This window comes from Pantoea sp. X-Soil-TKNS-1207, from assembly GCF_059730485.1.
Genome location: NZ_AP035958.1, coordinates 489,805 through 504,971, shown reverse-complemented (window position 1 = coordinate 504,971; position 15,167 = coordinate 489,805). Strand labels below are relative to the sequence as shown.

General features: G+C 55.6%; 15 protein-coding genes. 5 read left to right on the top strand and 10 right to left on the bottom strand.

Going from position 1 to position 15,167, the window contains the following annotated elements; genetic code table 11:
* Positions 1-27: 27 nt before the first annotated feature.
* A complete protein-coding gene (locus tag AC6I8V_RS02220; protein ID WP_497844321.1) occupies positions 28-276 on the bottom strand; it encodes a helix-turn-helix domain-containing protein in 249 nt (82 codons plus the stop codon).
* A gap of 338 nt (positions 277-614) precedes the next feature.
* Here AC6I8V_RS02220 and AC6I8V_RS02215 point away from each other — a divergent pair, with 338 nt between their 5' ends.
* The 3 genes from AC6I8V_RS02215 to queF are packed head-to-tail and all read left to right on the top strand — an operon-like array spanning position 615 to position 2,959.
* The gene (locus tag AC6I8V_RS02215; RefSeq protein WP_497844320.1) at positions 615-1,226 is read left to right on the top strand and encodes a helix-turn-helix domain-containing protein; all 612 of its coding nucleotides are present in this window, start codon (positions 615-617) and stop codon (positions 1,224-1,226) included.
* Between the two features lie 30 nt (positions 1,227-1,256).
* Complete coding sequence (locus AC6I8V_RS02210; protein WP_497844319.1) at positions 1,257-2,132, top strand: queuosine precursor transporter; 876 nt, start codon at positions 1,257-1,259, stop codon at positions 2,130-2,132.
* Positions 2,123-2,959, top strand: a complete 837-nt coding sequence (queF, locus tag AC6I8V_RS02205; protein WP_497844318.1) for an NADPH-dependent 7-cyano-7-deazaguanine reductase QueF — start codon at positions 2,123-2,125, stop codon at positions 2,957-2,959. The genes AC6I8V_RS02210 and queF overlap by 10 nt, the downstream gene beginning before the upstream one ends.
* A gap of 60 nt (positions 2,960-3,019) precedes the next feature.
* Here the strand turns inward: queF and AC6I8V_RS02200 are convergent, their stop codons facing one another.
* The 9 genes from AC6I8V_RS02200 to AC6I8V_RS02160 form a co-directional block, all read right to left on the bottom strand.
* Positions 3,020-4,297, bottom strand: coding sequence for a TonB-dependent receptor (locus AC6I8V_RS02200; RefSeq protein WP_497844317.1), 1,278 nt, complete (start codon positions 4,295-4,297; stop codon positions 3,020-3,022).
* A gap of 104 nt (positions 4,298-4,401) precedes the next feature.
* Positions 4,402-5,793, bottom strand: a complete 1,392-nt coding sequence (locus AC6I8V_RS02195; RefSeq protein WP_497844316.1) for an FAD-binding oxidoreductase — start codon at positions 5,791-5,793, stop codon at positions 4,402-4,404.
* Between the two features lie 23 nt (positions 5,794-5,816).
* Complete coding sequence (locus tag AC6I8V_RS02190) at positions 5,817-6,617, bottom strand: ABC transporter permease (protein ID WP_497844315.1); 801 nt, start codon at positions 6,615-6,617, stop codon at positions 5,817-5,819.
* Positions 6,614-7,450, bottom strand: coding sequence for an ABC transporter ATP-binding protein (locus AC6I8V_RS02185; RefSeq protein WP_497844313.1), 837 nt, complete (start codon positions 7,448-7,450; stop codon positions 6,614-6,616). The genes AC6I8V_RS02190 and AC6I8V_RS02185 overlap by 4 nt, the downstream gene beginning before the upstream one ends.
* Complete coding sequence (locus AC6I8V_RS02180; RefSeq protein WP_497844312.1) at positions 7,447-8,418, bottom strand: ABC transporter substrate-binding protein; 972 nt, start codon at positions 8,416-8,418, stop codon at positions 7,447-7,449. The genes AC6I8V_RS02185 and AC6I8V_RS02180 overlap by 4 nt, the downstream gene beginning before the upstream one ends.
* Positions 8,419-8,431: 13 nt before the next feature.
* Positions 8,432-9,310, bottom strand: coding sequence for a creatininase family protein (locus AC6I8V_RS02175; RefSeq protein WP_497844311.1), 879 nt, complete (start codon positions 9,308-9,310; stop codon positions 8,432-8,434).
* A 14-nt stretch (positions 9,311-9,324) separates the two neighbouring features.
* Positions 9,325-9,780: a RidA family protein gene (locus tag AC6I8V_RS02170; protein WP_497844310.1), complete on the bottom strand. Its 456-nt coding sequence runs from the start codon at positions 9,778-9,780 to the stop codon at positions 9,325-9,327.
* A complete protein-coding gene (locus AC6I8V_RS02165; protein ID WP_497844309.1) occupies positions 9,770-10,978 on the bottom strand; it encodes an amidohydrolase family protein in 1,209 nt (402 codons plus the stop codon). The genes AC6I8V_RS02170 and AC6I8V_RS02165 overlap by 11 nt, the downstream gene beginning before the upstream one ends.
* Positions 10,975-11,931 (bottom strand): PDR/VanB family oxidoreductase, encoded by a 957-nt coding sequence (locus AC6I8V_RS02160; RefSeq protein WP_497844308.1) that lies wholly within the window; start codon positions 11,929-11,931, stop codon positions 10,975-10,977. The genes AC6I8V_RS02165 and AC6I8V_RS02160 overlap by 4 nt, the downstream gene beginning before the upstream one ends.
* Before the next feature lie 147 nt (positions 11,932-12,078).
* Between AC6I8V_RS02160 and AC6I8V_RS02155 the strand changes: the two genes are divergently transcribed.
* A complete protein-coding gene (locus tag AC6I8V_RS02155) occupies positions 12,079-13,017 on the top strand; it encodes a LysR family transcriptional regulator (RefSeq protein ID WP_497844307.1) in 939 nt (312 codons plus the stop codon).
* Positions 13,018-13,288: 271 nt separating this feature from the next.
* Positions 13,289-15,151, top strand: a complete 1,863-nt coding sequence (bglF, locus tag AC6I8V_RS02150) for a PTS beta-glucoside transporter subunit IIABC (protein WP_497844306.1) — start codon at positions 13,289-13,291, stop codon at positions 15,149-15,151.
* Positions 15,152-15,167: the final 16 nt, after the last annotated feature.

Genomic DNA, 15,167 nt, shown 5'->3' with positions numbered 1-15,167 from the left:
ATTGCGCCGCCTTTCCGCGTGGCGGATTTATATTTCCTTCCGGGGCTTATATTTCCTTTTTTGATAACGGCTTGGCCAGATTTTCTCGGGTGCCACCCCAATAATATCAGCAATAATACGCTCGCCACGCGGCCATGGGCGGTTAAGGACATTGTTCAATGTCCCGGATGAAAGGCCGTTCTCTCGCGAAACTGAGGCCAGTGATTTCTTCTTTTTCCGTATTTCCGCCAGAATATCTTCTCTGTGCCAGTCGGATAAGGATTGATTCGATTCCATTCGTGTTTCTCCGTGAAAATTAAGCTGAAGACCCCGCTTTGATGAATAACCTATGATTAGGTTAACTACTCAAAATCAGCATGTTTTTAAGCGAATACGTTATCCACACCCTAAAACCAAGTCAACAAAAACGTATGCAAAATGATCATTTTAATGACAACTTATACTAGATTGTATTTTAATCCATTGATTGTAGTATATAATTTTTAAAAGAATACCCTTACACAAAACCATGCCATAAAATTATTTTTATGTTATCTTCGAATCTAATGATTCAGGTAATTTATTAAGTTTGTTTATGTCATTCAAGTGGATAGTCAATACAAGGACGTTCTTCTATGAAAACCTCTGGACTAAAAAGAAAAGAGAATATAATTAACAACATCGAGTATTTAATCAAAAGTCGTGGTGAGAGTAAGGCGTCTTTCGCCAGTCGCACTGGCGTGACTCGTGCAACCTTGTATAAAATCCTTGAAGGCAAAGTTGGCAATGTCCAGCAATCCACCATAACGCGCATCGCCGATTTTTTTGGTGTCTCTTGCGACGTTATCGAAAATAGCAATCTGGAACAGATTGAATTAATTGAAAGGACATTATCGCCAGAAGGTGACAAAAACCCGGCGGCCATCCCCATTATCCCGCAATCTGATTTTATATCGGGTATGGAATGCAGGATTGGCGATCTTGCCACACGTTATCCGCTGACATGGTATTTTGGCGATGTGTCAAATATGATGGCGTTACGCGTTGAGAAGAATATCAGCAATATATTCTTCCCCGGCGATATGCTGATTATCAAACGGAAAACCCTGCCTGACCAAAAACAACTCGCTTTATTCTACTCAGATGAAAAAGGATTTTATTCCAGACGTGCCGACGAGTTAGTCAGTTACGCTCCTGTATCAGGTGAATTATTACTTGGTGCGGTCATTGAAGACCGAATCGTGTAAAATACCATAAATATTTAAGGATAAATATTCATGAGCCACAATAAAAAATTTAAATTAATCGGTTTTGATCGTTCGGATACTATTACTGCCAATGTTATGGTTATCGCAACAGGAAAATATATCAGCATTGGGCTGCCGGAACTGGAAAGCAGCATAATAACTGATGATCTAAATCGGGATGAACTCAAAGCACTTTATCGTCGGTTATATTGTGAAACGGATACCAAAACGTCCTATGAATTGGGCGACAGGCATGAACGCTCATGGTATGCCTACTTTATCATTAGCCTTACGCTTTCAGTTATCTATATCCTTTGTACCGTTGGTGGCGTCAAACCCATTCATCTTTCTGCATTAAACCTCATCATACCTGCTGCGATATTTTTCTATCCAGTATCGTTTATTCTGGTTGATATGCTGAACGAATTCTATGGCTTAAAAATGGCCAGAAGGACGATACTCTTCTCTTTTTTAGCAAATATGATATTTGTTAGTGGACTATGGTTCACCAGCATAGTTCCCGCACTGTCCGAATGGGGCTTAGGTGCATCCTACACCACCTTTGTTAACAGTATCACCTCCGTATTTTTTGCCTCTTCGGTTTCATATATTGTCTCGGAAAACATTAATTCCTATTTGTTATGTAAAATAAAGGAATTGACAAACTCCAGATATCTCTTTGTCCGCGTGATAACCAGTACGGTTATCGCATCTGCAATTGATAGCATTATATTTTGTTTTTTGGCTTTTTATCATGTTCTGAGCATCGAAATTATAAAAACCATGATCCTATCTCAATTCATTATAAAGTTAGCTTACGCTATCCTCGGCGTCGGCCCCATCTACTTAACGCGTGAATTATTCAGGCGTTACGTCAACACAGAAACCACAAAGGAATGTTTATGACAATCAATGATGAAGTTACCTTTTTAGGCCGCGTAACCGGCTACATTCAGCATTATTCCCCGGAACTGCTTGAGGCATTGCCGCGATCGAAAAACCGCCGCACAATCGATATCGAGTCTGATAACCTGCCATTTTCGGGTTTTGATTTATGGACGGGATTCGAACTTTCGTGGCTAAACCACAAAGGGAAACCGGTGGTTGCGATTGCGGAATTTGTTATACCAGCAACCAGCAGCAATCTGATCGAATCCAAATCATTTAAGCTCTACCTTAACAGCTTTAATCAGACAAAATTTGATTCTACGGCTGACGTTATTGCCACACTGGGAAAAGATTTGTCACTGGCTGCTAATGGCGTGGTAGATGTTAATATCTACCCGGAACCCGATCGCTATCTGCAAGGCATCAGCACCTTACCGGGTGAGTGTATTGATCATCTGGATATTCGTATTGAGAACTACAATTTCAATCCTGAATATCTTATCAACGCCACCAGCGCGGAATATGTTGCCGAAACGCTCTCATCCCACTTATTAAAATCGAATTGTCTGGTGACCAATCAGCCAGACTGGGGCAGCGTAGTGATTAAGTATGAAGGGAATAAAATAGATCGAGAAAAACTCCTGCGCTACATCATTTCTTTCAGAATGCACAATGAATTTCATGAGCAATGCGTCGAACGCATTTTTAGTGATATAAACCGCTACTGCGCCCCGAAGAAGTTAAGCGTTTTCGCCCGCTATACGCGCCGGGGTGGATTGGATATTAATCCTTTCCGCAGCAACTTCGAACAACAACCCAATGTGACACGTTTAATCAGACAATAATCCGCACACCCTGCAATACCCACCGCAACAGGGGAGGCCTGAATGCCTCCCCTGTGTTAGTTAGAAATCGTATTCCAGACTTAAACGGTTCTGCCAGAAGTGAGAATCATACAGCGGTGACGTCTGTACCCCGGCAAAATCGGTCAGGCTCAGCCCTTTCAGCACGCCGCTGAAACTCCAGGTGAAATACACCAGATATTCCGACTGATTGATGCTGGCGGAAGACGGTGACGGTTTGAGATCCATAAAGGAGTACTGCGTCCCCAGCGACAGATTTTCGTTCAGGACGTAGTTCAGGTTAGTCATATAGGCATTGCCGCTGCCCAGATCCTGGGTACTGGTAAAGAACGGCTGGGCAAAATAGGGACCGGATGAGGTATTGTGCGCATAAGGCACCACCAGCGAACCGTTATTCCAGCTGTTGCCGCTGGCGGCGATATGGTCGTAGCCCAGCTTCCAGTTCAGCGCCGGAGTGAAGGTTAACGCCAGCTGCGCGCCCCAGGAGGTGCTGTTGACCTCACCGGCGAGTGCTTTGCCTGCGCTGGTGCCGCGAATAAACTGCACCCCGACATCTGGCCGGAACGAGACGTCCTGCCATTGCAGATGGCTTTCGCCATACACCAGACGTGAATAATCGGCATACTCTTCATACCACAGCTGCCCGGTCAGCTGCCTGTTATCCCACTGCGTGCCACGACCGCCACCCAATGCCCACATACCATTGGTGCGCTCATCAATATCGGTATAGGCGGTGGTACTGAGGAACTGATCGTCCCCCCACGGCTTGTAACGCCAGACTTTAGTGGCGTGAAGATAATTGGTGCTGTCGCCGTAATTAGCATCTACGCCGCGGAACAGAATTGGCGTAATACGCCAGTCATAATCACCGACAAAGGGAATATTAATTCGTTGATTACCGGCCGTGATTTTAAAATCATCCTGCTGCCAGCTTAAATAAGCCTCACCGATATTGGTTTGATTTTCGCCAATATCGCTGATGGTGTGTGCTTCATCCGGGTGATTAATACCGCGCAAAAAAATACCACTCACCCCGGCGCGGAAACCATAAACCGGCGCGGTTTCATATTTAAGGGTGCCACCGTAGCTGATGGTGTCCTGATTAAAGCCTTTGGCGAAATAGGCGTTATGCGTCGAATAATAGAGCGTACGCAAACTGCCGCTTACGGTGCCGCAGGTAAAAATATCGGTGAAACTATTAACGCCACTCGCATCATACTGACAATCGCTGATATTGCTCTGTGTTGCAGCCAGTGCTGCCGGAGCCAGAGGGAAAAACAGCGCAGCCAGACACGCACCACTCAGTGTTTTTAATTGCATATTCCCAAGCCTTGTCACTCGTCTTAAAAGAGCAAAGCGCGGCCAACTGAGCGATAAATGAACCGCCCAGCCATCGGCTTTGCCTTAAATAGTTTTATTATCGGTTAATTATTTACGCCGGTTATTTTCACATCCGGCAACGTATCACGAACATCCCAGCCGCGTAATTTGCCGGGATTAAGTAAATTATACGGATCGCAGGCGCGTTTCATAGCCACAACATCGGCGCGCACCATCCCCTGTTTACCATCTTCAATATGAATTACGTGCGGATTATTAATTTTCACGCCGTTATCACGATATATTTTCATGATATTATTCAGGCGTTCTTCATTGCTGAATCGCACTAACGGCAGCCCGCTACAGGTTAAGGTGCCATTCATATCGCGCAGAAACTCGATATGCGACATCACCTCATCCGACAGCTGCGCTTCCATCGCCAGCGCCTGCTGGTGATAACTCTCCGGCGCATAGGCGGTTTGCAGATAGGTCAGGGTTTTATCCACTTTCAGCGCCTGCAACGTGGTGTGGTTCCAGCAATATTCAATCAGCGAATGGCCGGGATTCTCGCCCTCGGCAAAATGCAGCGCGCTGCGACCGCCGTGCTGCGCCAGCAGTGATGGCATCAGCCCGTCGCTCTCCGCGCCAACCACGGCGATCACGCCATGCTGCCCCGCCACCCCGGCGTCGGCCAGATCGGTGAAGTAATCCAGCACCGGCGCAGCCATCACCGCCACCTGACGCTTTACCAGCCCCGGCGATTTTGCCAGCGCATCGGCAAACGCCATCGCCGCCGGGAAATCCGCGAAAAGATCGAGGCGTTCGATCCAGTCATGACGCGGCGCCAGCGCCAGCTCAATCTCCAGCACGATGCCGTTGCTGCCATAGGCATGATGCAGCAGCAGCGCCTCGGGCGCCGCTAAACTCAGGATGCGCGGCGTCTCTTCCATGGTCATCAGCTTCACCGACAAGACGTTGCCGGGTGCCGCCAGCGGGCCATAGTTGATTGAACCTACGCCGCCAAAACCGCCACCATACAACCCCCCGAGCGTCGCCAGCTTCCAGGTCGATGGCATACAGCGCAGCTCCCAGCCGAGCGGGCGGGTATACGCTTCCAGATCGCCGAGGCGAATCCCCGCCTGGGCGCGCACCGTGCCCTGCCCCATCGCCACCACGGCGTTCAGCCGGGTCATATCCACCATCACCCCACCCTGGAGCGGGATCAGCTGACCATAGTTACCGGTGCCGCCACCGCGCAGATTCAGCGGGATGCGTCGGACGGCGCAGGCGGCCACCACGGCGGCCAGCTCCTGTTCATCACGCGGGTGCACCGCCAGCTCAGCAAACTTCTCTTCCAGCTGCGGTTTCAGCACCGGGCTGAACCAGTGAAAATCACGCGACAGACGTTTTACCTTCGGCGCTTCTTTAATCCAGTCGAGTTCAGGCAACGCCGCAACCAGCGCCGCCAGTGCAGACTGACGATCGGAATCAGACATCTTCATTTCCTGTAGTAAAGGGATCAGCTCGGGCTGAGTTCGCTCTCATGCCACGCGGCCAGCACGCGGCGCGTCAGCCATGACATCAAAGCAAACAGCAGGAATCCGGCGAGGGAAATCAGCAACAGCGCGGCGAACATCAGCGGGATATTCAGCTGATAACCGGCCTGTAAAATCTGGTACGCCAGTCCGGTATCGGTGCCGCCGGTGCCTGCGACAAACTCCGCCACCACCGCGCCAATCAGCGACAAGCCGCTGGAGATACGCAGCGCGCCGAAAAAGTACGGCAGCGCCGAAGGAATGCGCAGGCGCAACAAAATCTGCAAGCGCGACGCATGATTAAGTTTGAAATAGCTCAGCAACCCTGGCGATACGCTGCGCAGGCCCTGAGTGGTATTGGAGATGATGGGGAACACCGCCATCAGCGTGGCGCATACCACCAGCGACATGGTGGTGTCCTTCACCCAGATGATGATCAGCGGCGCAATCGCCACAATCGGCGTCACCTGTAAAAACACGATATAGGGGAACAGCGCAGTCTCAATAAAACGGTTCTGCACCAGCAAAAACGCCACAATCGAGCCAATCACAATCGCCACCACAAAGGAGATCACGGTGATCTTCAGGGTATAAAGCAGCGACATAAACAGCGACGGGAAGTTCTGCACCAGGCTTTGCGCCACCACCAGCGGTGACGGCACCAGAAAGGCCGGGATTTTCAGCGACGTGACCAGAAACTGCCACAATAACAACAGCGCGATGGCGACCAGCGCCGGAAACAGCCACTGCTGAAATTTACGCTGCGCGGCTAAAGGCGTTTTCATGATTTGCTCTCCTGGCTGGCGGCGAACAGGCCGCGCTGCAACTGCTGCGCATAGTGGGTGAACTGCTGGCTGACGCGGAACTCATCATCACGCGGGAAGGTCGCATCAATGCTGATGTCGTCCACCACGCGGCCAGGACGCGCGGCCATCATGATCACACGCTGCGACAGGAATACCGCTTCCTGAATCGAGTGCGTCACAAACACCACCGTCAACTTCTGCTCCTGCCACAGTTGCAGCAGATCGCTATCCAGCTTGTTACGGGTGATTTCATCCAGCGCGCCGAAGGGTTCGTCCATCAGCAACACTTTCGGTCGCGTCACCAGACCGCGCGCAATCGATACGCGCATCTGCATCCCGCCAGAAAGCTCGCGCGGCAGCACATGGCCAAACTGGCCGAGGCCGACCAGCTCAAGAATTTCCCGTACGCGGGTATCGGCTTCGGCACGGGGCACCCCGGCCAAATCCAGCGGCAGACGCACGTTCTTATGCACGCTGCTCCACGGCATCAGCGTGGCCTCCTGGAACACGAACGATAGCGGCAAATCGCGCTGTTTTTCCCGTCGATCGCGACGAAACAGCATCAGTTTGCCGTCGCTCGGCTCAATCAGCCCGGCGATCATTTTCAGCAGGGTACTCTTGCCGCAGCCTGACGGACCGAGCAGCGAGACGAATTCGCCCTGGCGAATCGTCAGGTCCACTGGCAGCAGCGCGCGCGTACCGTTCGGATAAATTTTCTCGGCAGAGAGCACCTCAATCGCTGGCGGCGCCGCATGAAGCGACACCGGCTGCGCATCCTTGCTCATCAGGGTCAGTCGGCTGGCGGCATTCATGGCATAACCTTCACGTCTTGAATGAATTTCAGGGTGTAGCTGCCGTCAAACGGCACTTTAGCCGGGTCGATCAGCTTGTTGTCCACCAGCAGCTGCCAGGTTTGCTTCAGGCGCGGTTCGGTCATGATGCCGATACCGCCGGTCTGCGCATCGCCGCCGGTCAGCATCTGGTACTTCTTCATCTGCGCGATGCTGAAGGCGATCTGATCGTCGGTCATCTGCGGGTTTTCTTTCTTAATCAGCACGTTGCCGGGAGCCGGATTCTCCAGATAATTTTTCCAGCCCTGCATGGAGGCTTTAACAAAGGCCGCCACCGCCTGCGGACGTTTCTCGATGGTCGATTTCATGCACACGATGCTGTTGCCGTACGGCGGGTAGCCCCAGTCGCTGATCGGATAGACATTGGCCTGCGCACCCGCCTTCTGCACCGCAAAGGGTTCTGAGGTGACGTAGCCCTGCTGTACCAGGCTTTTGTCGGCGAGGAACGGCTGCACGCTGAAGGTATACGGACGCACATGCGCCCCTTTCAGGTTGAGCGCGCTCTGCGCCCACGGCCAGTAGGAGGTGTACGCCTCGGCGGCCAGCAGGAAGGTTTTGCCCTGCAAATCAGCCTGACTTTTCACGTCCGGGTGGGTGATAAACACAATCGCCGAATGCTGGAAGGTGGTGGCCACCGGCACCGCTTCCACGCCCTGCTGCCAGGACTCCAGCGCCTGCATATTGTCGCTGATGATGCAGTCAGCCTGGCCCGCCGCCATCAGCTGCATGGTATGCACCTGCGGCCCGCCCATTTTGATGGTGACGTCCAGACCGGCATCGCGATAAAGATTCTGCGCCTGCGCCTGGTAGAAACCGCCATGCTCGGCCTGCGCATACCAGTTGGTCATAAAGGTGAATTGCTCGGCTGCCATCCCTGGGGCCGACAGTGCCACGGCAAGTGCGGCAACAATGCTCAATGTTTTTTTCATAGCCGATCCCCGATTAGCGCGGTTGTAATAGTGATGCTGCGTCGTTGTGGTCCAACATTTTGCCCTGCCACTGCCCTTTGCCCCACGCCGGTTCAGCGCGCGTCACCCATGCCATCTGGTGCACTTCGGTGATCACCTGCGCCCAGCTGCTGGCGAGGGAGTCGAGGATCGCGGCACCCTGTTCCGGGGTGGACGGCAACGGATCGCCAATCACGCCGCTTGGGCCAAAGTCATAGGAAGCCCAGGCCGCCATCGGGCGGGTGCTGGAGAGGGTCGGACAGGGGAAAGCGGGCGGATAGTTGGCGACCGCTTTATCCATCTGCACCGTATCGGGCGCCAGCGCCAGCATCAGCGCCGTCTCGGCATGACCGGCGTGCATCGCCATCTGCCGCTCTTTCTCGTCCATAAAACTTTCGGCGCAGTTCGGCACTTTGAAGGTGTCCTGCATGATGATGATCATGTCGCCGTGGCGCAGGCGCAGCTCACGCATCGCCATCTGCAACGGCTGCGGCTGACCACCGTGGCCATTCACCATCAGGAACTTGCGGAAACCGGCGCGATACAGCGATTCGCCAATCTCCAGAATGGTGTGCAGCAGCGTCTCACCGGTCAGCGTCAGGGTGCCGGGAAAATGCAGATGCTCGTCGGATTTGCCATAGGTGATCGGCGGAATGGCGTACGCCGGGATCTCCGCCGGTAAGCGCGCCAGCGCATGACCGACCACACCGGAGGAGATCACGCTGTCCACCGCACACGGCAGATGCGGGCCATGTTGTTCAATCGCGCCGGTTGGCAGCACAATCACCGTGTTGGCTTTGTCGTCCAGCGTGGCGATATCGGTCCAGCTCAGGTACGGCAAAAAGCGGTTTGCCGGAATATAACCATGTAACATCTCGCATCCTCGTGTTATTGCGGCAACCACGCCGTCGCTTCAACTTCAATTAAGACGTCCGCGCTGGGCAGCATTTCGCTCACCTGCACCACGGTCGAGACCGGCGGCGCATCGGGGTAAAACAGCTTGCGCACCCGGCTGTAGTGGGGAAAGTGGTCGAGATTGCGGAAGTACTGCACCAGCTTGATAACGTCGCTCATCTGGCCGCCCGCGCTCTCGATGGTGGTGCGGATGCTCTCCAGCACGTACCAGCTTTGCGCCAGAATTGGCCCCTCTTTGATATCGGTGGAAAACTCGCCGGTGCGCCCCAGCAGCTGTTGCGCCGCAGCCGGAATATCGTCGTAGCCCCGCACGATCATCGCGGTTTGCGGGTTCACCGGGATAATGCCGGAGAGAAAGATAAAATCGCCCGCGCGTCGCCACGCGGCATACTTCGCCAGCGGTTTACCCGCGCCTTCATCAAGCACCATCGCAAGGTTCTCCCAAATAACGGATACCCTGTTTCAGCCGGTAGCGACTGCGCTGGCGCAACGGCCAGCTGGCCGCATCGGCATCAGGGAAAATGACCCAATCGTTGCTCAGCCCGGTTGCACCGTCATGCAGCGCCGCCCGCTGGCAAATCAGCTGCGACGCGTCATCAAAGGCCGCGCCAAGTTGCGCGCTCAGCAGGCCGCTAAACAGCGTGTCGAGCGGGTCGTAACTGCCCAGCGGGCAAAACGCGTCCTGCACGTTATCCGCCCCCAGCAGCAGCGGAATGCCGCGCGCCCGCGCCTCTTTAATCAGCGTCAGGCCGCGCTGACGCGGCGTACGGCCTGGCTCGGCATCCTGTAACAGCAGGTTGGTCAGCGGCAGCGCAATCAGCGTCACACGATGCCGGGCCAGTTCATCAAGAATCGCTTCACCCCCGGCCTGCTGCGCCAGCGCGCAGCCATGGCTACAGGTAATGCGCCCGCTAAACGAATGCTGTTGCAAATAGCGCGCCAGCCAGCGCAGCCCCTGCGCGGCATCGCTGAGTTCCTCGTCGATGTGCAGGTCAATGTCCAGCTGCCAGCGTTCCGCCGCCTGCAACAGATGGGTAAACGCCGTGGCATCCCAGTTGCTGCTGTGAATAAACCCTCCGAGCAAGGCGCCGCTGGCGGCCACCTGAGCGGCGATATGTTCCGCCTGAGCGGCGTCGGCAAAGAAGCTGAGCGGTGCCAGCGCCACGCGTTCGATAGCGCATAACGGATGCTGCAATTCCCCGACGATCTGCCACGCCAGCGGCGCCTCGGCAGAAAACCAGTCGATATGGGTGCGCAGCAGACCGACACCGGCTTCCGCCGCCCAGTTCAGCGCCTGGCTGGCCCGGCAACGCAGATCGTCAGCGCTCCAGCGGGCGCGGTCCTGATGCATGGCGGCAATCGCCGCCAGCAGGCCTGGCTGCTGCGCCGGACTGCGCTGCACGGTGAAGGTTTTATCCAGATGCGCATGGGGTTCAATCAGCGCGGGCAGCACCAGCGCGCCGTTCAGCGCCAGATAGCCATGGGTGTCGCTATCCGCGTCGATACGGGTGCCATCTTCGGTGAAATGTAAGGTTGCCAGCGTCGGCTGGCCTTCGTGCATCGGCCAGCCCTCCGGCAGCAGCCAGCGAGGTAAACGCGCGCCTGTCACGCCCTGATACGCGCTCATAAGTCGAGTACCAGCAGCGGCGAGCGGGCGCGCGAACAACACAGCACGATGCAATCGTTAGCGGCGCGTTCTCTCTGGCTCAGCACTTCGTCGCAATGGTCCGGCTCCCCGCTCAGCACGCCAGTGATGCAGGCTCCGCACATCCCCTGCTCGCAGGAGAGTTCGATGGCAATCCCTTCGCGTTCCAGCACGTCAGCAATGCTTTCGTCGGCGGCGATGGTATAGCGCGCCCCGCTGGAGGCGATTTCGACCTCGAACGTGCCGCCAGCAACCGATTGCGCTAACGAAACAGGCTTAAAAAGTTCGCTATGCAGTTGATCGGCCCGCCAGCCGTGCTGAAGCGCCAGCTGGTGCAGATGATCCATAAATCCGGCCGGTCCACAGCTCACCAGCACGCTGTTATGCGGCTGCTGTAAATCCTGCGGCACGCGCTGGCGCAGGCCATCGCCTTCGCTGCTGTAATGCAGCACCACGCCATCACCAAGGGCAGCAAGACGGGCGCTAAACGCCAGCTCATCATGGCGTTTAAGGAAGAGATGGAGCCGAAACGCTGCGCCGCGCGCCGCCAGGGCTTCAGCCATTACCAGCAGCGGCGTCAGACCGATACCGGCGGCAAACAGCAGCGTGCGCGGGGCAAGTGGCAGGGGAAAGTGGTTACGCGGTGCGGAGATGTGGAGCACATCGCCCGCCTGCACCTGCTGGTGCAGCCAGCGTGAACCGCCGCTCGAGAGCTGATCGAGACGGACGCAAATCTGGTAGTGCGTCTCCCCGGCGGCCGCGCACAGCGAATACTGCCGCTTGCCGCAGTCGGGAATGATCACATCAATATGGGCACCGGGGGTAAACGCCGGTAGTGGATGCTCACTGGCACTGGCCAGCGTCAGTAATACATTGCCTGCACCGTTGAACTGCTTTGCGATGACGGTGACAGCCAGATTCTCTGCCTGCTTCATAATCAACCTGCATACGACAGATACGTCATCAGCCGGGAGGCCGCGCGTAGTCTTGTTTTTATCGTGATTGCGATTATTATTTTGCCGGTGTGTAAGCGTCCATCTGTTTAATTCGCACGAAGCGTTGCAAAAAAGAGAGCACCCAATATGTTCGCCTTCTCCCGGTTTTTGATCTATTTCACCGAGGTGGCCCGCCAGGGTTCACTGCGTAAGGCTTCTGAGACGCTGCACGTTTCGGCATCGTCGATTGATCGGCAGATTTTGCGCGTCGAGCAGCAACTGGACATGCCGCTGTTTGAGCGTCATCCATCAGGATTACGTATGACGGCGGCGGGTGAAATCCTGCTGAACGCGGCGAAGAACTGGCAGCGCGAGTTTGGTCGCGTCTGTACCCAGCTGGACGATCTGCGTGGTCTGCGCCACGGCCACGTCCATATCGCCACCATCGACGCCATCAACCGCGGCTTTTTCTCGGCGATTCTGCAACGCATCCGCGAAGAGTATCCCGGCATCTCCTTCACGCTGACCACCATGAGCAACATCCATATCGCCAACGCGCTGACCGCCGGTGACGCGGATTTTGGCATCATGCTGAACCCGCAGAGTTCGCGCGAGCTGCTGGTGAAATCCTTCGCGGATTTACGGCTGGGTATTGTGGTCAGCAGCCAGCATCCGCTGGCGCAGCTGGAAAGCATTCGCTTCAGCCATTGTGAATCCTGGCCGTTTATCGTACCCGCCGCGCCGCTGATGCTGGCGGAACCGCTGGAGGCGCTGGTCAACAGCTCCGGCATTGCGCTGAATGAGGTGGGCCGCACCAATAATATTCATATGCTGCGTTCGCTGGTGCGCGACAACGTCGGCATCAGCCTGATGTGCTGGCTGGATATTGTCGATGAGTACCGGCGCGGCGAGCTGAAATTTATCCCGCTGATTGATGGGATGCTGAAACCGTTTACCCTGTCGCTGTGCGTCGCGCCGCAGCGCCAGCTGTCGATTGCCGCCTCGATGATGCTGCGCGAGCTGGAGTCGTTTTTCGCGTTGATGCAGAACGAGGAAGCGCTGGCGGGGCAGAACCAAAATCGCTGAGTGACCGGGTGCGCATACGCAGGGTCGGCATTGTTGTCGGCCTGGCCGAAAACCCGTTGCTAATTTGAACCTGCTCACACTTCCGTCATCCCCCCTCTTGCCAGTTCGTCGTCCATTGCTGAAGATGGCGGCGATTTGGATTGTTACTGCATCGCAGGCAAAACCTAAATCGCACCGCATTCGGACCCCCGAGCGCGGTGCGATTTAGGTTTTTTTTTGCCTCCAATCCGGGAAAACCCGACAACAACAGCCGAAAAAGCGGGAGAGTGGTATGCAATATCAGGAACTGGCCGACGAAATTGTCGCCGGGGTTGGCGGCAAGGCCAACATTATCAGCGTGATGCATTGCGCCACGCGTCTGCGCTTCAAACTAAAACAACCGGGCAAGGCGCAAACCGCTGAGCTGAAGAACCATCCCGGCATCATTATGGTGGTGGAGAGCGGTGGTCAGTACCAGGTGGTGATTGGCAACCATGTCGGCGAGGTCTACCAGCAACTGGTGAGCCGCCACGCGCTGGAGAGCAGCAACGACAGCAGCGACGAGGGGCAAAAGCAGACGCTGTTTGCACGCTTTATCGATCTGGTCTCCGGCATTTTCACCCCGTTTATCGGCGTGATGATCGCTTCCGGCATCATCAAAGGCCTGCTGGCATTAGCGCTGGTGCTGGGCGTGATGCAGCAGGAAAGCGGCAGCTACAAGCTGCTGTTTGTCGCCAGCGATGGCCTGTTCTACTTCCTGCCAATTCTGCTCGGCTACAGCGCCAGCAAGAAATTCGGCGGCAATCCGTTTGTCGGCATGGCAATCGCCGCCGCACTGGTGCATCCGCTGATGCTGACGGCGTTTGAACAGCAGCAGCAGGGCCAGCGCTTCAGTTTCCTCGGCATTCCGCTGGAGATCCTGAATTACAGCGCCTCGGTGATCCCGATTATTTTTGCCTCATGGGTCGCCAGCCTGATCGAGCGCGTGGTGCATCCACGTTTCCCCGGCGCGGTGCGTAACTTCACCACGCCGCTGCTGTGCCTGATCATTACCGTGCCCCTCACCTTCCTCGCCATCGGCCCGGCGGCCACCTGGCTGAGCCGAATGCTGGCGGAAGGTTATCTGTGGATCTACAGCCTCAGCCCCACTGTCGCCGGTGCGGTAATGGGCGCGATCTGGCAGATTTGCGTGATCTTCGGTCTGCACTGGGGACTGGTGCCGATCATGCTGAACAACCTCGCCAACTTTGGCCATGACACCCTGCTGCCGCTGCTGATGCCTGCGGTGCTCGGGCAGGCCGGCGCCACCCTCGGCGTGATGCTGCGTACCCGCGAGGCGAAATTGCAGGCGATGGCCGGTTCCGCCTTTAGCGCCAGCATCTTTGGCATTACCGAACCGGCGGTGTACGGCATCACCCTGCCGTATCGTCGTCCGTTTATTTTCGGCTGCATCGGCGGCGCGCTCGGGGCGGCAATCCTCGGTTTCTGGCACACCACCATTTACTCGTTTGGTTTCCCCAGCATCTTCACCTTTATCCAGGTGGTGCCCGCCAGCGGCATTGATGCCAGCGTCTACGCCTCATTTGCTGGCGCTGCCGTCGCGTTGCTGTTTGCGGCGATCGCCACCTATCTGTTCGGCCTGCCCGCCGTGGCGGCCCCGGTGGCAGAAACAGCGCCAGCCCCTGCCCCGTCGCTGGTGCGGAAACAAACGGTGTTTAGCCCGATCTCGGGCAAGGTCCTGGCGCTGGAAACGATCAACGATGAGACCTTCGCCAGCGGCCTGCTGGGCAAAGGGGTGGCGATAGTGCCGGATAATGGCCGCGTGGTTTCACCGGTTGATGGCGTGGTGTCGTCGTTTTTCCGCACCGGCCACGCCATCGGACTGACGGCCGCGGATGGCGCGGAAGTGCTGATCCACGTCGGTCTCGATACCGTCAAACTCGACGGTAAGTTTTTCACCCCCCACGTCGCCGTCGATGATGTGGTGAAAGTGGGCGATCTGCTGCTGGAGTTCGATCTTAGCGCCATTCAGGCCGCCGGATACGATCTCACCACGCCGGTGGTGGTCAGCAACAGCGATGAATTTATTGATGTTTTATCCCTTCAGCCGTCTGCGGTAACAGCCTGTGCGCCGTTACTGAGCGCGGTGAAATAACTGAGGAGCTACAAGA